Genomic DNA, 19050 nt, shown 5'->3' on the forward strand with positions numbered 1-19050 from the left:
AACGTCGCACATATGAACGCCAGTTTGCCGCGGGGGCGGCCGGGCCACGCAGCGGCCCGCCCGCTCAGCCCCGCCCGACCGACCCCACCTGGTCACCCCTCCGGATCAACGCCCCGTCAGCCCCCCGCGTTCCAGGTGCGTGAGCGCAGCGGCACGCCCGAGCCGCCCCCCGCCCCCGAGCGGACCGCCAGCACCTGGTTGACCCCGATCCGGTTGCGCTCGAAGGCCAGGGCCGAGGCCGCCATGTAGAGCCGCCAGATACGGGCCCGGCCCGGCGAGGTGGACCGGACGGCGTCCCGCCAGTGCACCTCCAGGTTCGCGACCCAGGCCCGCAGGGTCCGCGCGTAGTGCTCCCGGATCGACTCGACGTCACGTACCTCGAAGCCGGCCTCCTCCAGCGTCCCGACCGTACGGCCGAGCGGCGCCAGCTCCCCGTCGGGGAAGACGTACGCGTCGATGAACTCGTCCACCCGGTAGGCGGACTCGTTCCGCTCGGGGCGCCGCGCGATCTGGTGGTTGAGCAGCCGGCCGCCGGGCTTCAGGAGACGGAAGAGGACGTCCGCGTACTCGCGGTAGCGCACCGAGCCCACGTGCTCGGCCATCCCGATCGACGAGATCGCGTCGAACGGCCCGTCCTTGACGTCCCGGTAGTCCTGGACGCGGATCTCGATCCGGTCGGTGAGCCCCTCCTCCGCGATGCGCTTACGGGCGTACGCGGCCTGCTCGCGCGACAGCGTGATGCCGGTGACGCTCACGCCGTACTCCCGCGCCGCGTGAATCGCCATCGAGCCCCAGCCGCAGCCGACGTCCAGCAGCCGGTCGCCCTCCTTCAGGGCCAGCTTCCGGCAGATCAGGTCCAGCTTGTCGCGCTGGGCCTCCTCCAGCGTGGAGTTCTCGTCCCAGTAGGCGCAGGAGTACACCATGGACGGGCCCAGCACCCGTTCGTAGAAGTCGTTGCCGACGTCGTAGTGGTGGCTGATGGCCTGCCGGTCGCGGTGCTTGGTGTGCAGCGGACCGCTGCGGCGCCGGATCTCCTCGGCGGGCGGGGCCGGCGGCAGCCAGGGCCCGGCCAGTGTGACCAACTCCCTTACGGCGGCGCGTCGTTCCGGGTCGCGTGCGGCGTCCCGTACGGCTTCCCGTACGGACTGAAGGGTACTGCGCTCGTCACGGCCGCGCTCCCACAGCAGCCCGGCCATCCGCTCCAGCAGCGCGTACAGGTCACCCTCGACGTCGAGCTCGCCGGCCACCCAGGCGCGGGCCAGGCCCAGTTCCCCCGGCCGCCACATCAGCCTGCGCAGCGCGCGGCGGTGGCGGAGGACGAGCGTCGGCGCGCCGGGCGGACCCGACTCACTTCCGTCCCAGGCCCGGATGCGGACCGGGAGCGGAGTCCCGAGCAGCTCGTCGGCGAGAGCGGTCAGCCGCAGCGCGGCATCGGCCATGGCACACACCTCCGTGACGGTGAATCCCAGCGATGGCGAAAGAGCCCAGCACAACGGTAAACACCAGCGGGGCCGGAATGCAGTCCTACGCACGGGAAACGCCGAAGGACGCCCGCACCACGGATGGCGGGCGCCCTTCGGCGTCTTGTGCGTAGGTCCGGCCCCGGAAGGCCCGGCCCTAGGAGGCCTTGGCCCGCTCCGCCTTGTCGGCGGCCGGGGCCGCGGCCACCGGCGCCGGCCTGGCGGCCTCGTAGAACTCCTCGCGGGGAGTCTCCATGGCACCGAGGGAGACGACCTCGCGCTTGAGGAACATCGCCAGGGTCCAGTCGGCCAGGACGCGGATCTTGCGGTTCCAGGTCGGCACGGCCAGACCGTGGTAGCCACGGTGCATGTACCAGGCGAGCCGGCCCTTGAGCTTGATCTTCATCTTGCCCATGACGATCATCGCGACGCCCTTGTGCAGGCCGAGACCGGCCACCGCACCCTTGTTGGCGTGGCTGTACTCGCTCTGCGGGAAGCCGCGCATGCCCGAGATGACGTTGTCGCCGAGGACCTTCGCCTGGCGCAGCGCGTGCTGGGCGTTCGGCGGGCACCAGGCGTTCTCCACGCCGGCCTTGCGGGCGGCGAGGTCCGGGACCTGGGCGTTGTCGCCGCCGGCCCAGATGTAGTCGGTGCCCTGGACCTGGAGGGTCGCGGCGGTGTCCACGTGGCCGCGCGGGCCGAGCGGCAGGCCGTAGCGGGCCAGCACCGGGTTGGGCTTCACACCGGCGGTCCACACGATGGTGCTGGAGTCGACCTCCAGGCCGTTGTTCAGCACCACGCGGCCGTCCACGCAGGAGTCCATGCCGGTCTTGAGGTAGATCTCGACGCCACGGGCCTCGAGGTGCTCCTTGCCCCACTTGCCGAGCTGCGGCCCGACCTCGGGAAGGATCTTGTCAGCCACGTCGACCAGGATGAAGCGCATGTCCTCGCGCTTCACGTTCGTGTAGTACTTCGCAGCGTCGCGGGCCATGTCCTCGACCTCGCCGATGGTCTCCGCGCCGGCGAAGCCGCCGCCCACGAAGACGAACGTGAGCGCCTTGCGGCGGACGTTCTCGTCGGTGGTCGAGTCGGCCTTGTCGAGCTGCTCGAGGACGTGGTTGCGCAGGCCTATGGCCTCCTCGACGCCCTTCATACCGATGCCCTGCTCGGCGAGGCCGGGGATCGGGAAGGTGCGGGAGACCGCGCCGAGCGCGACGACCAGGTAGTCGAAGGGCAGCTCATAGGCCGCGCCGACGAGCGGCGTGACCATGGCGACCTTGCGGTCCTGATCGATGTTCGTGACCCGGCCGGTGAGTACCTCGGCCTTGGGCAGCACGCGTCGCAGCGGGACGACGACGTGCCGAGGCGAGATGCTGCCGGCGGCGGCTTCGGGGAGGAAGGGCTGGTACGTCATGTACGAGCGCGGGTCCACGACCGTGACGGTCGCTTCGCCGTACCGCATCTTCTTCAGAATGCGGCGTGCCGCGTACAGGCCTACGTACCCACCGCCTACAACGAGGATCCTGGGACGCTCCGTGGTGCTCATGATTCGAGTATCCAGCACCCCCAGGGGGGTCGCTCGTGAGCCCCTTCACAAGCTCCTCCCGCCCCTCTGCTACACTCCGCCGCCCACGTGACCGGGGTCATGGCGCGGCAGGGGAACCAGGGTGTACGGGGGGACGTTGTGCACCCCCGCTGAACTGGCCCTCCGTCAGCCTCCCGGCACTGGACCACCCGGCCGTTCGGCCCGTACGCCACCCGCGGGGAAGTGTCCGGTAGGGGCATGAAGGGGGGCTGTGGGTCGCTTATCCGGGCCATACGGCACGGATGGGCGACTCACAGGCCCCTTTTCCTTGTGAAGAACTTCACGAACTTTCTCGCGGCGGCCCTCGCCAGGGCTCCCGAGCGGGCCGTCAGGCGACCGACCAGGCGATGCCGTCGAGGATGTCGTGCTCGCTAACGACGACCTCCCGGGCGCCCGTCCGCTCCATGATCTCCAGCAGGACCAGCGCGCCCGCGCCGATCACGTCCACCCGGCCCGGGTGCATCACGGGGATCGCGGCACGCTCGTCGTGGGTCGAGGCGAGCAGCGTGCCGGTGATCTCGGCGACCTTCGCCACGGGGATCCGGGTGTGGTGGATCGCGGCGGAGTCGTACGCGCTCAGGCCCAGCGCGATCGCGGCGACCGTGGTGACCGAGCCGGCCAGCCCGACCAGCGTCCTGGCCTCGCCGAGCGGGACGGTCTCCTCCGCCAGGTCGAGGGCGGCCCGGATGTCCTCGCGTATGGCGGCGATCTGCCCGGCCGTCGGCGGGTCGGACACCACGCCCTCCCGTACGAGATGGCGCTCGGTCATCCGCACACAGCCGACGTCGACCGACCGGGCGGCGCGGACGTGGTCGTCGCCGACCACGAACTCCGTCGAACCGCCCCCGATGTCCACCACCAGGAACGGCCTCGCCAGGTCGGCACGGCCGGTCAGCTCCTTGGTGGCACCGGTGAAGGAGAACTCGGCCTCCTGGTCGCCGGTGATCACCTCGGGCTCGACGCCGAGGATGTCCAGCACCCCGCGTACGAAGTCGTCGCGGTTCTCGGCGTCGCGGGAGGCCGAGGTGGCCACGAATCGGATGCGTTCGGCGCTCAGGGCCCGGATGACACCGGCGTACTCGCGGCACGCCGCGAACGTCCGCTCCAGCGCCTCGGGCGCCAGCCGCCCGGTGCGGTCGACGCCCTGGCCGAGCCGGACGATCGTCATCCGCCGGTCGAGCTCCTTCAGTTCGCCCGTGGCCGGGTCGGCGTCCGCGACCAGCAGGCGGATCGAGTTGGTACCGCAGTCGATGGCGGCGACGCGCGTCACTGGTCGTCCCCTTCAAGTGGCTTGACGGCGAACCAGCCCGAGCCGTCCTCCGAGCGGCCGACCTCCCATCCGTCACCGGCGGGGGGCCCGCACGGGGTGACGCAGGGGCCCTTGGCCCACCACTCGGGCAGCATCGCCAGGGCCTCGTCGCCCAGCGGGTTCACGCCGGGGCCGGCCGCCAGCGAGTGGCCGACCAGGACGTGCAGGCACTTCACCCGGTCCGGCATGCCGCCGGCACTGGGGAAGCCCTGGAGCACCTCGATCGCATCGCGGCGCGCGATGTAGTCCTCGTGCGCGACGCGGTACGCCGCCGCCAGTTCGGGGTCCTCGGCGAGGCGGGCCTGCATCTCCTTCATGACGCCCCCGCCCTCCAGGGTGCCGATCGCACCGGCGGCCCGCGGGCACGTCAGGTAGTACAGCGTCGGGAACGGCGTGCCGTCCTCCAGGCGCGGGGCCGTCTCGACCACGTCCGGCTGCCCGCAGGGGCAGCGGTGGGCGATGGCGCGCAGCCCGCGGGGCGGGCGGCCGAGCTGCTCCTTGAACGCGGCGATGTCCGCGTCCGTGGGCTCGGTCCGGTCGGTCTGGGGCGGGGGCGTGTCCATGCCTGGGAGAGTCTCTTCGTTCGCTGGTCGGTCTGGTCTTGGGGGTTGTTCGGGGTCTACCGGTCCGGGCGGTCGGCCTTGTCCACGCCGTCCCAGACGTTGGAGTACCAGGGCCGGTCCGCGCTGCCCTGGTCGCTGTGGTCCAGGTCCTCGGCCTCGGGGTCGATCATGGTGAAGCCGGTCTCCCCGGGACGTACGAAGTGCAGGTGCTCGCGCGCCTGCTGCTCCACGAACGCGGGGTCCTGCCAGCGGGCCTTCTGGTCGCGCAGCTCTTCCAGCCCGGCCCGGGCCCGGTCCGCCTCCCGCTGCTGCTCGGCGATCTCCGAGCGCTGGGAGACGTACTGGCGCATCGGATACGCGAGAGCCACGACCAGCGTGCAGAGCACCAGCGCGAGCAGCGCGGCCCGGCCGGTGAGCCGGCTGCGGCGGATCTGCCGCCGGGTCTGGGAGCGGTAGACGCGGGCGGCGGTCCGCTCGCCGAGCAGCCGAATCCTGGTCGCGGTGGAGAACCGGTCGCGGTCCTTTCCGGCCATGTCTCCCGCCTCCCCTGCCGTTACGCGCGTACGTCCCCGGACACGGTACGGGACCGCGGCCGGGGACGTACGTACGACTGGCTGTGCTGTTACGCCTTGCCGCTATGCGGTACGGAACCGCGGGAACGCGCTGCGGCCCGCGTACACCGCCGCGTCGTCGAGGATCTCCTCGATGCGCAGCAGCTGGTTGTACTTGGCGACGCGCTCGGAGCGGGCCGGGGCACCGGTCTTGATCTGGCCGCAGTTGGTGGCGACGGCCAGGTCGGCGATGGTGACGTCCTCGGTCTCGCCGGAGCGGTGCGACATCATGCACTTGAAGCCGCTGCGCTGGGCCAGCTCGACGGCGTCCAGGGTCTCGGTCAGCGAACCGATCTGGTTGACCTTGACGAGCAGGGCGTTCGCGGAGCCCTCCTCGATACCGCGGGCGAGGCGCTCCGGGTTGGTGACGAACAGGTCGTCGCCGACCAGCTGGACCTTGCTGCCGAGCTTGTCGGTGATGACCTTCCAGCCGGCCCAGTCGTCCTCGAACAGCGGGTCCTCGATGGAGACCAGCGGGTACGCGGAGACGAGCTCCTCGTAGTACTCGGTCATCTCGGCGGCCGAGCGGGACTTGCCCTCGAACTCGTACGAGCCGTCCTTGTAGAACTCGGAGGCCGCGCAATCGAGCGCGAGCGCGATGTCCTTGCCGGGCGCGTAGCCGGCCTGCTTGATGGCCTCGAGGATGAGGTCGAGCGCCTCGCGGTTGGAGCCGAGGTTCGGCGCGAAGCCGCCCTCGTCGCCGAGACCGGTGGAGAGCCCCTTCTCCTTCAGGACCTTCTTCAGGGTGTGGTAAACCTCGGTGCCCCAGCGCAGGGCCTCGGAGAAGGACTCGGCGCCGATCGGCGCGATCATGAACTCCTGGATGTCCACGTTGGAGTCGGCGTGCGAGCCGCCGTTCAGGATGTTCATCATCGGGACGGGCAGCAGGTGCGCGTTCGGGCCGCCGAGGTAGCGGAAGAGCGGCAGGTCGGACGCCTCGGAGGCGGCGTGCGCGACGGCGAGGGAGACGCCGAGGATGGCGTTGGCGCCGAGCGAGGACTTGTCCGGGGTGGCGTCCAGGTCGAACATCGCCTGGTCGATCAGGCGCTGCTCGGTGGCGTCGTACCCGACCAGCTCGGGGCCGATCTGCTCGATGACGGCGAGGACGGCCTTCTCGACGCCCTTGCCCTGGTAGCGGTTCGGGTCACCGTCGCGGAGCTCGAGGGCCTCGAACGCACCGGTGGATGCACCGGACGGAACTGCAGCACGACCCGTGCTGCCGTCGTCGAGGCCGACCTCGACCTCGACCGTGGGGTTGCCTCGGGAGTCCAGGATTTCCCGGGCTACGACGACGTCGATGGACGGCACGAGCATCTCCTTCTGGGATGTGACGCTATGGGTGCAGGGTCTCTTTGGCCTTGCGGCAAGAGCCTAACCGGCTGCGGGGCATCCACCGGCCTACCGCCCGGACCCTGGGACGAAAACAGGCCCGAATACCCGCGGGCCGGGACATAAGCACCGCGCGGTACTGGACGGTAATCGCGACGGCAGAAAGCCCCGGCCCGGCGCGCACGGGGGAGAGCGCGCCGGGCCGGGGCGGTTTCGGGGGGACCGGCTTCCGCCGAGGCCGGTCCCGGGCAGGCCCTAAGGCCGCGGGGCCGGGGTCAGCGGAGGTGGAGCTGCTGGCCCGGGTAGATGACGTCGGCGTCCTCGACGACGTCCTTGTTCAGCTCGAACAGCTTCTGCCAGCCGCCCTTGACCTTCTCGGTCTCAGCGATCTTGGCGAGGGTGTCGCCGGCCTTCACCTTGTACTCGCCGTCGCCCTTCTTGAAGGACTTGGCGGCCTTGGGGGCCTCGGCACGCGCCTCGGACCGGCTGGCCTTGGCAGGCTCGGTGCGCTTCTCGGCCTTCTTCGCGGCCTTCGGCTGGGCGGCCTTCGGCTTCTCGGCCGGCTTGGCGGCGGAGCCGGTGTCGACGCCCGGGTCGACACCGTCGTTGGTCAGGTTGCCGGCGCCGGCGCAGGCCCAGGCACCCGGACCCTGCATGTCGAGGAGTACCTCGGCGGTGGCGATCTGCTGGCTCTTGCTGGCCAGGTCGGCACGGGGGGCGTACTTCGTACCGCCGGCGGCCGCCCAGCTGGACTGCGAGAACTGCAGGCCGCCGTAGTAGCCGTTGCCGGTGTTGATGGACCAGTTGCCGCCGGACTCGCACTGGGCGACCTTGTCCCAGGTCGCGACGGAGGCGGCGGACGCCGAGGTGGCGCCCATCAGCGGCACGGCGACGGCCGCACCCGTGACACCGGCGAGCGTGGCGATGCGGGTGGCCTTGGACGGGCGGCGGTGTTTGCCCTTGCCGGAAAGCAGCATGGAGTGATCCCCTCACCGACGCCTACGAGGTGAGCTGTCGGGTTCGGGCCAAGTGAGTTGCCCGGCCGCGCGTCGTGGCGCGCGACTTCACCCCAGCCGGTCGGCTGCCGTTGTCTCAACGGCCGCGCCCGGCACTTACCTTGGGTCCCCCGCTCCTGCCAACGGCGCTTACGCGACGACTACTTCCTTCGCCCGTCGGCAGGATTCGGCGTGACGGTCGAAAGGAGCCCGCGGTGCGAGCGGTTCAGACCGTAGACACAGGCCTCCCCGATGTTCAATGCCGAACATCGGGGAGAAAACGCCCATACCCTCCCCCGCGAATCCGTCATTTCCGCAGGTGAGAGGCAAAAGTGCGGGACCGGGCGGACGAGACGGGCCAGTTGGGCGGAAGAGATTCATGTCTCACTTGAGCAAACTAGGACATTAAGTCCCGAACTACCCCTACTTTTGCCCCAGATCGAGGCTCTGGCCGGGGAGGATGAGGTCCGGCTCGACACCGATGACCTGCTCGTTGGCCTCGTAGATCGCGGACCATCCGCCCGCTACGTTCTGCTTGTCCGCGATGTCCCACAGGTTGTCGCCCGGACGGACGGTGTACGCACCCGCTTCCGCCGCAGCACCGTCGCGCGCCGCGTCGTCGCCGCGCGAGGCGTGCCGCCCAGTCTCGCGGTCGGCCGCGGGCGTGCCCGGCTCGGCCGCCTCGGCGCTCTCCGCCGTCTCGCCGGGGGCCGGTTCGCCCCGGTGCTTGCCGGCGCCGGGAGTTGCCGCGGCGTCCGCAGGGGCGGACGCGGCGGGTGACGCGGTGTCCGACTGGCCCGACTGGCCCGGCTTGTCCGCCTTGGGGGCGTTCGTTCCCGCGGGAGCCGTCGGCGTCGCGGGGGCGGCGGGTGCGGCGGGTGCGGTGGGCAGCAGGGAGGGGGTGTCCACCGGAGTGGACTCGGAGGGCCGCACCGGGGCGGGGCCGACCGACATGTCCCCCGTCGGCAGACCCGGGTCGACATCGGCGATCAGGCCGCCCTTGGCCAGTCCCGCGGGGCCGGCGCAGCTCGGCCAGGCCTGCGGGCCCTGCGCGGCGAGCACCTTCTCCGCGACGGCGATCTGCTGGGAGCGGCTGGCGAGGTCCGCCTGCGGCGCGTACGACAGCCCGCCGAACTGCTCCCAGGTCTCCTGGCTGAACTGAAGCCCGCCGTAGTACCCGTTGCCCAGGTCCGCGCTCCAAGTGCCGCCGCTCTCGCACTCAGCGACGCGGTCCCAGGTGGAGGCTTCCGCCGCGCTGGCACCGGTGGCGCCGAGCAGCGGGATCGCGATGGCGGAGCCGGTGACTCCGGCCGCGACGACAAGAGCGGGGGCTTGGCGGGGGCGCCGGTGGCGGCCGTTCCCGGAGCGCATGCGGTGGCCTTCCGTGTGACGGGTGAGACGACGGTGAACGTAGCGGTACTCGAACGCTTGTCACAAGTCGATGCAGCGGAGATCACGTGAAGGTCACGCGCGTGACCGTGTGTCACCTTGCGGAGGGGGTGAACTCCACCGGCAGGGTGCGCAGTCCGCGCATGATGAGCCCGCCCCGCCACCGCAAATCGGCAGGATCCGCCGCGAGCCGCAGGTCAGGAAGGCGGCGCAGCAGCGTCGCGAGGGCCGTCCGCCCCTCCAGCCGGGCCAGCGGCGCGCCCAGGCAGTAGTGGATGCCGTGTCCGTATCCGAGATGCGGATTGTCACGCCGGGTGAGGTCCAGCACATCGGGCTGCTCGAACCGCTCGGGGTCCCGGTCCGCCGCCGCGAGTACGACCAGTACGGGGTCCCCAGCAGCCACCGCCTGCCCGCCGAGCGTCAGCGGCTCGGTCGCGAAACGCCAGGTCGCCAGCTCCACCGGCCCGTCGTAGCGCAGCAGTTCCTCGACACCGGTGGCCAGCAGCCCCGTCTCGCCGGCGGCCAGGGAGATCTGGAGCCGCTCGCGCTGCTCCGGGTGCCGCAACAGGGCGTAAACCCCGTTCCCGATCAGATTGACCGTCGTCTCGAAACCGGCGAAGAGCAGGATGAAAGCCATCGCGGCGGCCTCGTTCTCGGTGAGGTGCTCGCCGTGGTCGCTCGCCCGGATCAGACCCGAAATCAGATCCTCGCCCGGCTCCTCCCGTTTGCGGTGAATCAGCTCGGCGAGATAGTTCCGCATCTGCTTCACGGACCGTGCCACCCCGCCCCGCGGCCCGCCGCCGTGTCGGATCATCATTCCCGCCCAGTCGCGGAAGTCGTCCTGGTCCTCGCGCGGTACGCCCAACATGTCGCAGATGGCGTAGATGGGCAGCGGGAAGGCGAACTCGTGGATGAGGTCCGCGGAACCCTTGCCTACGAAATCGTCAATCAGTCGGTCCGTCAGTTCCTGGACCCGCGGCGCGAACTCCGCCACCCGGCCCGGCGTGAACGCCTTCGACACCAGCCGCCGCAGCCGGGTGTGGTCCGGCGGGTCGATGTTCAGCAGATGCGTCATCAGCTCGGCCTTGCGCTCCCCGGGGATCCCCGTCCTGCCCTTGGCATGCGCGGGCCCCGCGTGGTGCACCGGGTTCTTGCTGAGCCGCTGGTCGGCGAGCGCCTGCCGGGCATCCGCGTACCGGGTCACCAGCCAGGCCTCGACCCCGCTGGGCAGCGCGGTCCGGTGGACGGGCGCGTGCTCGCGCAGCCACGCGTACGCCGGATAGGGGTCGGTCGCGAACTCCCAGCTGAACAGGGCGGGTGTGGGGCCGGCGGCGGTCTCGTCATGCACGGCCTCGACAGTATCTTCGGCACTGTGGATGTGAAGAATTTGAGAAGTAATTTCGCGGCCGTGGAGCGACGGGCCGAGTTCGCCGTCACGTACTTCTACTCGCATCTGTTCTGGCACAACCCGGGCGTCCGCCCGCTGTTCCCGGACGACATCGAGGGCATGGAACGGCAGCGGGACCGGCTGTTCGCCGCTCTCACCCATGTCGTCACGCACATCGAGGACGCGTCGCTCCCCCGCTATCTGAGGGACCTCGGGCGCGACCACCGCAAGTTCCTCCCCGCACCCGAGCACTACGCCGCCGTCGGGGACAGTCTGCTCGCCGCCCTCGCCAAGGCGGCCGGCTCCGCCTGGACACCCGAGGCGGAGAAGGCGTGGGCCGAGGCGTACGCGATGATCGCCGACGCGATGATGGCGGGCGCCGAGGAGGCCGAGCGGGCCGGCGAGCCGCCCTGGTGGGACGCCGAGGTGATCCGGCACCTGCGCTACGACGACGACATCGCCGTACTCACCCTCCGCCCCGAGGTGCCGCTGCCGTACACGCCCGGCCAGTACGTGAGCGTCAGCAGCGCGCGGGTGCCGACGACCTGGCGGACGTACTCGATAGCCAACGCACCGCGCGCGGACCTCACCCTCGATCTGCACATCAGCCGGGTGGAGGGCGGCCGGCTCAGCCCGGTCCTCGTGCGGGAGCTGCGCGAGGGCGAGGTGCTACGGCTCGGGGCGGCGGGCGGAGCGATGACCCTGCGGACGGATCCGGTGCGCCCGGTCACCCTCATCGCGGCCGGCACCGGCTGGTCGCCCGTCAGGGCCATGATCGAGGAGCTCGCGCGCCGGCCCACCCAGCCGGAGGTGCGGCTCTTCGCCGTCGCCCGTGACGCCGCGTACCTCTACGACCGGCCGGCGATCGACGCCTTCCACCAGGAGTGCCCCTGGCTGAGCGTCAGCTACATCACCCCCGCGCCGGGCCGTCCCGGGAGCGAGGCCACCGGTCGGCTGGCGACCGCCCTGGCCACCCGCGTGAACTGGGCGGCACAGGACGTCTACCTCAGCGGCCCGGCCGGCTTCATCGACGAGATCGCCGAGGTCCTGGCCGGGCTGGGCGCCGACGAGGCCCGGATCTTCCACGACTCGGTGCCCGCCACGGGCGAGGAGCCGAACCGGCCGCTGGGCACCGGCGGCTGGTTCCTGGCCCGCCGGGACCCCCTCTGGCACAACCCCGCGGGCCGCGCGCCCGCCGACTCCTGAGCCCTGGGGGGTTACCGCCCGGTGTCCTGCGACCAGGGGTCCTACGACTCGGTCTCCCGCGACTCGGGCCGGGCCGCCTCCGCCGTGCGGATCGCGTCCCGGTAGACCCGGGCCGCGGCGCGCAGGGCCGTCTCCGGGTCGGTGCCCCGGCTTTCCGCCCGTACGGCCATGGCCAGCAGCTCGTAACCGATGCCCTCCCCCACCGGGAGGTCCATCTCGATACCGGCGGTCCGCACCCGGGACGCCAGCTTGGCGGCGAGCGCGAGGCCCGGCTGGCCGAGCGGAATGCCCTCGGTCACCGAACTGCGCTGCTTCTCCACCGCCTTGGTGCGCAGCCAGTGCTCCTTGACGTCCTCCGGGGTCTCGGCGGTGTCGTCGCCGAAAACGTGCGGGTGGCGGTGGATCAGCTTCTCGACGATCGTGGCCGCGACGTCGTCGACCGAGAACGGCTCGTCCGGATCGTCCTGCGCGATCCGCGCGTGGAAGATGACCTGGAGCAGTACGTCGCCCAGCTCCTCGCGCAGCTCGTCGCGGTCGCCGTCCTCGATGGCCTCGACGAGTTCGTACGCCTCCTCGATGCCGTACTTGGCCAGCCCCTGGTGGGTCTGGACCGACGACCACGGGCACTCGGCCCTGATCCGGTCCATGACCTGGACGAGGTCGAGCAGGCGGGCGCCGGGCAGGTCGTAGGAGGCGGGCAGCAGCTCCAGATCAGGCATCCGCACGCGCCCCGAGCCGGCCAGCCGGGCGAGCCCGTCGGTCAGCCGCTGGTCGCCCTCGCCGGACGGGACGACCACGATCGTGCGGCCTCCCGCGCAGGCGTCCACCAGCTCCTGGGCGTCCGGCGCGGTCCGCTCGACCGTGATCCCGGCCTCGCGCAGATACGGCAGCTGCGGGTGGCCGGGGTCAGCGCACAGCACCCGGTCGGCGGCGCGCAGCGTCTGCCAGGCGGACCAGGACAGCAGTCCGGGTGCCACGCGGTGGCTGGTGGTGAGGAGGACGATGCGGCCGGTGGACGGGTCGGGCGCGGGGACATCGGCGGGCGTTTGTTCGGTCACCTCTCGAACGTACCCCGACCGCCCCGCCTCCCGGTCACGCGCCCGCGGGAGGCTCCTGCTTGGTCACCTGGGTGATCCACGGCGTCTTGGACCCGGTGAGCTGGATCTTCTGGTCGTCCCATGAGCCGTAGCGCGGGTTGACGTCGACGCCCATGGCCTGGGAGGTGCCGGCCAGCGACTGGACGAGCTTCGCCTGGCCCTCGGGCGTACCGAGGTCGGCGCCCATGGCGGCGGCGAGCTTGGTCACCAGCACGTCCTCGCGCAGCGCCTCGTCGATCTGGTCCGGGGCCACCCCACGCTGCTGGAGCATCAGCTGTCGCAGCAGTTCGGCGCCGCCGGCCTGCTGCTCCGCCTCCGCGCGCGCCTTCTGCAGGTCCTTGGGGCTGACCTCCACACCGGCGTCCTCGGCGGCCCGCTCCAGGATCCGGTCGAGGATCATGGAGTTGAGCTTGGCCTGCGGCAGCCGGCCGGTGTTCTGGATGAGCTGCTCGGCCTGCGGGGAGCCGTTCTGCGCTTCCCGTACGTCCTTCACCTGGGCCTGGAGCGCGGACACCGCGATGCGTTCACCGCCCACCACGGCCGCCGTGCCCGGCCGGGCGTCGCCGCCACAGGCGGTCAGCAGCGGGACGGCGCCGAGGAGCGCGGCGGAGACGGTGAGCGCGGTGCGACGGCGGCGGTGCAAAGGAGCCTCCCGGCGGCGAGATTGTGCGTCGGTGCACAAGGACCTGCGGTGATCGATGGTAGGCAGTCGGTGTGGCTTCGGCCACTGATTCGACCAACGATTCGGCAGGGTTTCCGGATGCGCGCCCGGCCCGGCCGGTCAGCCGCGCACCTGGCCGAGCCAGTGCAGGGTGCGGCGGACCTCCCCCGGGAAGGGGTGGTTCGGTCCGTGCAGCCGCTCGGCGTCGAACAGCAGCCGGGCCAGCGTGTCGTGGGCGGCCGGCCGGTCGCCGAGGGCCAGCAGCAGGTGTCCGATCCGGCGGCGGACCTCCAGCGGGAGTTCCAGGTCGCTGTTGGCGTACCGGTTCTCGAAGTACGGCAGCAGGGCCCGGTACTCGGCGAGCGCGGCGGCCGGCTCGCCCAGCTGCTCCAGGCACTGGGCGGCCTCGTAGCGGAAGCGGAGCGAGGCGGGGTCGGCGGCGCCGGACTCGGCGGCGCGTTCGTCGGCGAGCCGGCGCAGCTCCGGCAGGGCGCGGCGGTACTGGCCGTCGTCCATGAGCGTCGCCGCGTACTGCTTGCGCAGCGTCCGGACGACGGGCGAGTGCTCGCCGTGCTTGGCGGCGGCGGCCGGGAGGATGCCGCCGAGGATGTCGACGGCCTGGGTGATGCGTCCCTCGCCGAGGAGCCGCTTGACCTCGTCGACGGCCTGGGCGACGTCGGGCTGCGCGGCCGGGGGCTGCACCACCTGGGCGGGCGGGGTGGCGGCGCGGTCCGGCCAGGGGGCGTGCGGGCGCAGGAAGGGGCGGGTGGGATCGAGCGGGCCGGACGGCATACCGCGGGCCGGCAGCAGCGGGGCCAGCGACTCGTACACCTCCTGCGCGGTGGCGGGGCGGTGCTGCGGGTCCTTGGAGAGCAGGCGCAGGACGATCGCCTCCAGCTGCTCCGGCACCTCGGGGCGCAGCTGGCGGACCGGCAGCGGCGGCTCGTACAGATGGCGGTGCAGGACGCCGAGCGCGGTGGACCCGGCGAACGGCACGTTCCCGCTCAGCAGCTCGTGCAGCAGCACGCCGAGGGCGTACAGGTCGGTGTACGGGCCGACGGCGCCGCCCATCGCCTGCTCGGGCGCCATGTAGGCGGGGCTGCCGATCGGTGAACCGGTGTGCGTGAGGCGGGTGGTGTCGGTGTCCAGGACGGATGCGACGCCGAGGTCGAGGACGGTGACCGTGCCGTCCGGCTTGACCATCACGTTCCGCGGCTTGAGGTCGCGGTGGACGATCGGCACGGCGTGCACGGCGGAGAGCACCGCGCACAGCTGCGCGGCGACGGCGACGGACCACTGCCAGGGGTACGGGTCGTGCTCGGCGAGGTGGTCGGCGAGGTCGGCGCCCTCGACGTACTGCATGACGAGGTAGAGGTCGTCCTCCTCGCTGCCCGCGTCGTGCACCGTGACCAGACCCGGGTGGTCGACCTGGGCGGTGACCCGGCACTCGCGTACGAACCTGCGGCGCATCTCGTCGGCGTCGTCGGCGCCCGCCATCCGGTCGGGGCGCAGCAGTTTCACGGCGACCCGGCGGTCCAGACGCTGGTCGTACGCCGTCCAGACCTGACCCATGCCGCCTTGGCCGATGACCGTGGCGAGCTGGTAGCGGCCGGCGACGATCCGTCCCGTCACCGTCCTTCCTCACGGCGGAGGTAGTCGCTGAGCTCGTCGAGTTCGGCGCGCACCTGGTCGATGCGCGGGGGCGCCGGCTGCTGCGGCTGGGGCTGAGGCTGGGGCGGTATCGGGCCCGGCGCGGGCGTGTGGGTGGGCGCGGGCGTGTGGCCGGGCACCGGGGTGCCCGTGTGCTGGTGCGGGTATCCGTACCCGGGCTGCGGCGGAGCCGACGGCGGGTAGTAGCCGGGATACACCGGCGCGGGCGGGCTGTAGTGACGGAAGTCCGCGTAGAGGAAGTACGCGATGGAAGCGGCACCGGTCGACAGCATGCCGATCATGCCGGCGTTCCCCTGCGGGCTGCTGAAGTCGTCGGTGTTGTCCATGGCCAGCAGGACGAGCCAGATGAGGTTGAGCGCGATGTTGCCGCAGAACAGGCCCCAGTTCAGCCTGGTGCGGGTCACGATCGCGACCCGCAGCGTCGCCGCCCAGGCGAGGAACCCGCAGGACAGAAGCGGCAGCGCCACGAAGACCACGCGCAGGACGGCGAGCGTCCCGGGCGACGGGCGTTGAGGCTGCGGCGGGTGCGCATAGCCGTGGCCGTGCATGCTGCTCCTGATGGGCCAGGTGGAAGACGTCTGCGGATGCAGATTCGAGCGTATACACCGACACCGACAACTGGTCCCGGGTTGTACGGATCCGCTGTCGGATTGATCACTCGGGCGGGATCGCTCGGGCGGGTTCACTCCGGCGGGATCACTCGGGCGTGACCGTACCGTCCGTCAGTCCGTCGTACAGACCCTGCACGAGCTGCTCGCCGAGCCGGCCCGCGCGGCGCAGCGCGTCCTCGAACTCGGCCAGGGTGCGGAAGCGTTCGCCGTACCGGCGCTGGTCGTCCAGCGGCAGACGCGGCAGTTGGACCCGGCGGACATCGAGCCGCGTCGCGGTGGACGCGTAGCTGCTGGCCTGGCGATTGTTGGCGGTGCCGCGCAGGAACCCGGCCAGGAACCACGGGTCCAGGGCGGCCGGATCGGGGCGCAGCAGGTGGAGGTTGCGGCCGAGGGCCGCGCCCGCGGTGGCCTCGTCGACGACCCGGGCGACCGTACCGCCGCCGAGGACCGGGACGACGACGTCACCGGGCTCGGTGAGCACGGGCTCCTCGCCGGGTGCGCCCTCGGGCAGCGCGCCCGAGGGCGGGTGGCCGCCGAGCACGTCCTGCTCGGTGAGTACGGGCGCGGACCCGGCTCCCGTACCGCCGGCCCCCGTACCGCCTGCGCGTAGCACCAGGGCGCCCGCGCGGGCCAGTTCGCCGACGGTGGTGGCGGGCCAGCGGGACGGGGCGGCGGCCGTGACGGGCGGGGGCGTGAGCCGGGTGGCCAGCAGCAGGGTGTCGCCGAGGTTGTCGCGTACGGCGGTGAGTTCGGCCGCGCCGCCGCCCGCGGCGGGGGGCGGGAGGTGCCGGGCGGGGGCCAGGTCCACGTCGTCGTCGAGGAGTTCGATGACAGGCAGGGCGCGGCTGATGCCGGGCCGCTCCTCGGCCGTCCCGTCGCGGTCGAAGGCCTGCCAGGCCTCCAGGACCGTGGAGTGGACGGTCTGCCAGGGCAGCCGGTCGCGGCCGTCGATGTTCAGTTCGGCGGTGTCGACGAGGAGGAGTTCGGGCGAGGGCTGCTGCCCGGCGCCCGGCCGGCGCAGCACCCACAGGTGCAGCGGGATGCCGTACGGCGGCGCGGCGCCGGCCGGCAGCGCGATGACGGCCCGGAGCGCGCCGCGGCGTAGCAGATCGGCGCGGATGCGGCGGCCGGAGCGGCGGGAGGCGACGGCCGGGGGCATCAGGAGAACGGCGGTGCCGCCTTCGCGCAGCCGGGCGAGGGTGTGCTGGACCCAGGCGAGCTCGGACTCGGTGCGGGCCGGGAAGCCGTACTCCCAGCGCGCGTCGTAGGCGAGTTCGTCGTGCCCCCAGTTGCGCTCGTTGAACGGCGGGTGGCAGAGCACCACGTCGGCGGCGAGTGAGGGGAAGGCGTCGGCGCGCAGGCTGTCCGCGGCCCGGACGCGTACCTCGGCGTCGCGTTGCAGGGCGAGGCGCAGGGCGGTGAGCGCGGCGAGGTCGGGCGAGGTGTCCTGGCCGCGGACGGCGGTGGGGTTCGGGACGGCGCGCAGCAGGCTGCCGGTTCCGCAGGCGGGGTCGAGCACGGTACGCGCGGGCCCGGCCAGGGCGGCCATGAGTTCGGCGGGGCCGGGCGGGGTGAGCGTGTACTGGCGCGGATTGGCGTCGAGATGCCGGCCGAGCAGGAACTCGAACGCCTGCCGGGCCCCCAGCTCAGCGGCAAGCTCGGCGACCGCGCGCAGGAAGGGCGCGGAGGCGGCCAGTCGGGCCGTTTCGGCCGCCGACGCGGGATCACCGGGGTGCGCGCCGGGCGTCCGGGGGGCGGGGGCCGGCGTACCCGAGGCCGGCGTACCGGGGGCGGGGGCAGGGGCCGGGGCCGGCGTACCGATGGGCAGCACGGGCGGCGCTTCGCCGAAGCGGGCGGTCAGTACCTGGTCCAGGACGCGCGGCAGCAGGGCGGCCATCCGCTCGTCGGACACGGCGGTCAGCTCCAGCCAGACGGTGGGCCGGTCCCGTACGAGCAGCAGCGCGCAGCCGGCCTGGACGAGGGCGTTCACGGCGCCCGCGGGGTGGCCCGAGAGCTGCTGCCAGACCCGCTCACGCAACGGAACCTCGGCGAGTTTGCCCTGCTCACGCAGCCATCGCTCGACGTCGGCGAGCGCGAAGGAGGGACTGGTCTCGCTTCCGCCGACGGGCTTGGGGAAGTCGGCGTGGCGGCGCCGCCAGTTGCTGACGGCGGCCCGGCCCACGCCCGCGAGGCGGGCGATTCCGGCAGCGGTCACCTCTGCTGCGTTCTCCGGCACCTGGCGCGTCCCCTCGTCCGATCCGGCTCCACTGTGGCGCCGAGCATACCCGTACACGCGACACAGACCCCTTCACGGCGTGAACTCTACGATTTCTGTGAATCGTGTTGACTCGGTTCACAAGCTCTGATGTGATTACCCCCGTCGCAACGAGAGTCCTCACCGCGCCAGAGAGGTGCACCCATGTCCCAGCAGCAGTTCCACCCGCACTACGGTCCGCAGCACGCCGCCCCGCAGCCGCCCCGCCGCAGCTGGGTCGCCCGCCACAAGGTGCTCACGGGCCTCGGCGCGGTGGTAGCCGTGATCACGATCGCCGGAATCGCGGGCGCCGGGGGCGGTGACAGCGAGAACGGCAGCTCCTCCTCCACCTCCGCAACGGCCAAGAAGGAGGACGGCTCCTCGAGCACGCCGAAGGCGAAGAAGGCGGCGAAGAAGGCGGTCCTCGGGGGCGACGGCGACGCGGAGGTCGGCACCGACATCAAGCCCGGCACCTACAAGTCCTCCGGCAACGACGACGGCATGTGCTACTGGGAGCGCGCCAAGGACTCCAAGGCCGAGCTCGACTCGATCATCGCGAACGACAACGTCACCGGCACCGCCTACGTGACCGTCAAGGCGACCGACAAGATCTTCAAGTCGACCGGCTGCCAGGACTGGGAGGCCGTCGACCCGAAGGCCACCGGCACCCCGGCCGCCGCGATGAAGGGCGACGGCGGTATGTTCAAGATCGGCACAGACATTGCCCCGGGCACCTACAAGTCCTCAGGCAACACAGACGACATGTGCTACTGGGAGCGCGCCAAGGACGCTGAGCACGGTCTTGAGTCGATTGCCGCCAACGACAACGTCTCGGGCAACGCGATCGTGACGATCACGGCCAAGGACGCGTACTTCAAGACCACCGGCTGCCAGGACTGGAAGAAGACGGGCTGACCCGCCT

General features: G+C 72.0%; 16 protein-coding genes and 1 riboswitch. Of the genes, 2 read left to right on the top strand and 14 right to left on the bottom strand.

Annotated features, from left to right (window positions below; translation table 11 throughout):
- Positions 1 to 116: 116 nt before the first annotated feature.
- The 9 genes from ACWV17_RS07370 to ACWV17_RS07410 form a co-directional block, all read right to left on the bottom strand.
- Complete coding sequence (locus tag ACWV17_RS07370; RefSeq protein WP_455358976.1) at positions 117 to 1439, bottom strand: class I SAM-dependent methyltransferase; 1323 nt, start codon at positions 1437 to 1439, stop codon at positions 117 to 119.
- A gap of 178 nt (positions 1440 to 1617) precedes the next feature.
- A complete protein-coding gene (locus ACWV17_RS07375) occupies positions 1618 to 3006 on the bottom strand; it encodes an NAD(P)/FAD-dependent oxidoreductase (RefSeq protein WP_455358977.1) in 1389 nt (462 codons plus the stop codon).
- 367 nt (positions 3007 to 3373) lie between these two features.
- Positions 3374 to 4315, bottom strand: coding sequence for a Ppx/GppA phosphatase family protein (locus ACWV17_RS07380; protein ID WP_455358978.1), 942 nt, complete (start codon positions 4313 to 4315; stop codon positions 3374 to 3376).
- Positions 4312 to 4917: a DUF501 domain-containing protein gene (locus tag ACWV17_RS07385; protein WP_455358979.1), complete on the bottom strand. Its 606-nt coding sequence runs from the start codon at positions 4915 to 4917 to the stop codon at positions 4312 to 4314. Before ACWV17_RS07385 ends, ACWV17_RS07380 begins: the two co-directional genes overlap by 4 nt.
- 56 nt (positions 4918 to 4973) lie before the next feature.
- The gene (locus ACWV17_RS07390; RefSeq protein WP_455358980.1) at positions 4974 to 5450 is read right to left on the bottom strand and encodes an FtsB family cell division protein; all 477 of its coding nucleotides are present in this window, start codon (positions 5448 to 5450) and stop codon (positions 4974 to 4976) included.
- Between the two features lie 102 nt (positions 5451 to 5552).
- Positions 5553 to 6836, bottom strand: coding sequence for a phosphopyruvate hydratase (gene eno / locus ACWV17_RS07395; RefSeq protein ID WP_455351378.1), 1284 nt, complete (start codon positions 6834 to 6836; stop codon positions 5553 to 5555).
- Between the two features lie 296 nt (positions 6837 to 7132).
- On the bottom strand, positions 7133 to 7834 hold the full coding sequence (locus ACWV17_RS07400) for a transglycosylase family protein (protein ID WP_455358981.1): 702 nt from the start codon (positions 7832 to 7834) through the stop codon (positions 7133 to 7135).
- A gap of 4 nt (positions 7835 to 7838) precedes the next feature.
- Positions 7839 to 8019: riboswitch (cyclic di-AMP (ydaO/yuaA leader) on the bottom strand.
- A gap of 256 nt (positions 8020 to 8275) precedes the next feature.
- Positions 8276 to 9223, bottom strand: coding sequence for a transglycosylase family protein (locus ACWV17_RS07405; protein ID WP_455358982.1), 948 nt, complete (start codon positions 9221 to 9223; stop codon positions 8276 to 8278).
- A gap of 112 nt (positions 9224 to 9335) precedes the next feature.
- Positions 9336 to 10589 (bottom strand): cytochrome P450 family protein, encoded by a 1254-nt coding sequence (locus tag ACWV17_RS07410; protein WP_455358983.1) that lies wholly within the window; start codon positions 10587 to 10589, stop codon positions 9336 to 9338.
- A gap of 60 nt (positions 10590 to 10649) precedes the next feature.
- On the opposite strand from ACWV17_RS07410, the gene ACWV17_RS07415 reads away from it, so the two are divergent.
- Positions 10650 to 11834 (top strand): globin domain-containing protein, encoded by a 1185-nt coding sequence (locus ACWV17_RS07415; protein WP_455358984.1) that lies wholly within the window; start codon positions 10650 to 10652, stop codon positions 11832 to 11834.
- Positions 11835 to 11875: 41 nt separating this feature from the next.
- Here ACWV17_RS07415 and ACWV17_RS07420 read toward each other — a convergent pair whose 3' ends face one another.
- The 5 genes from ACWV17_RS07420 to ACWV17_RS07440 form a co-directional block, all read right to left on the bottom strand.
- A complete protein-coding gene (locus ACWV17_RS07420) occupies positions 11876 to 12892 on the bottom strand; it encodes a nucleoside triphosphate pyrophosphohydrolase (protein WP_455358985.1) in 1017 nt (338 codons plus the stop codon).
- Between the two features lie 34 nt (positions 12893 to 12926).
- Complete coding sequence (locus tag ACWV17_RS07425; protein ID WP_455351372.1) at positions 12927 to 13574, bottom strand: SurA N-terminal domain-containing protein; 648 nt, start codon at positions 13572 to 13574, stop codon at positions 12927 to 12929.
- A gap of 138 nt (positions 13575 to 13712) precedes the next feature.
- Positions 13713 to 15224 carry a protein kinase domain-containing protein gene (locus tag ACWV17_RS07430; protein WP_455351371.1) on the bottom strand — a complete coding sequence of 504 codons (1512 nt, stop codon included), beginning with the start codon at positions 15222 to 15224 and terminating at the stop codon, positions 13713 to 13715.
- On the bottom strand, positions 15221 to 15811 hold the full coding sequence (locus tag ACWV17_RS07435) for a hypothetical protein (protein ID WP_455358986.1): 591 nt from the start codon (positions 15809 to 15811) through the stop codon (positions 15221 to 15223). The genes ACWV17_RS07430 and ACWV17_RS07435 overlap by 4 nt, the downstream gene beginning before the upstream one ends.
- 148 nt (positions 15812 to 15959) lie before the next feature.
- Positions 15960 to 18110, bottom strand: a complete 2151-nt coding sequence (locus ACWV17_RS07440) for an N-6 DNA methylase (protein ID WP_455358987.1) — start codon at positions 18108 to 18110, stop codon at positions 15960 to 15962.
- A gap of 183 nt (positions 18111 to 18293) precedes the next feature.
- Between ACWV17_RS07440 and ACWV17_RS07445 the strand changes: the two genes are divergently transcribed.
- Positions 18294 to 19043: a hypothetical protein gene (locus ACWV17_RS07445; RefSeq protein WP_455358988.1), complete on the top strand. Its 750-nt coding sequence runs from the start codon at positions 18294 to 18296 to the stop codon at positions 19041 to 19043.
- The last annotated feature ends 7 nt before the right edge of the window (positions 19044 to 19050 follow it).

This window comes from Streptomyces mabaensis, from assembly GCF_053763515.1.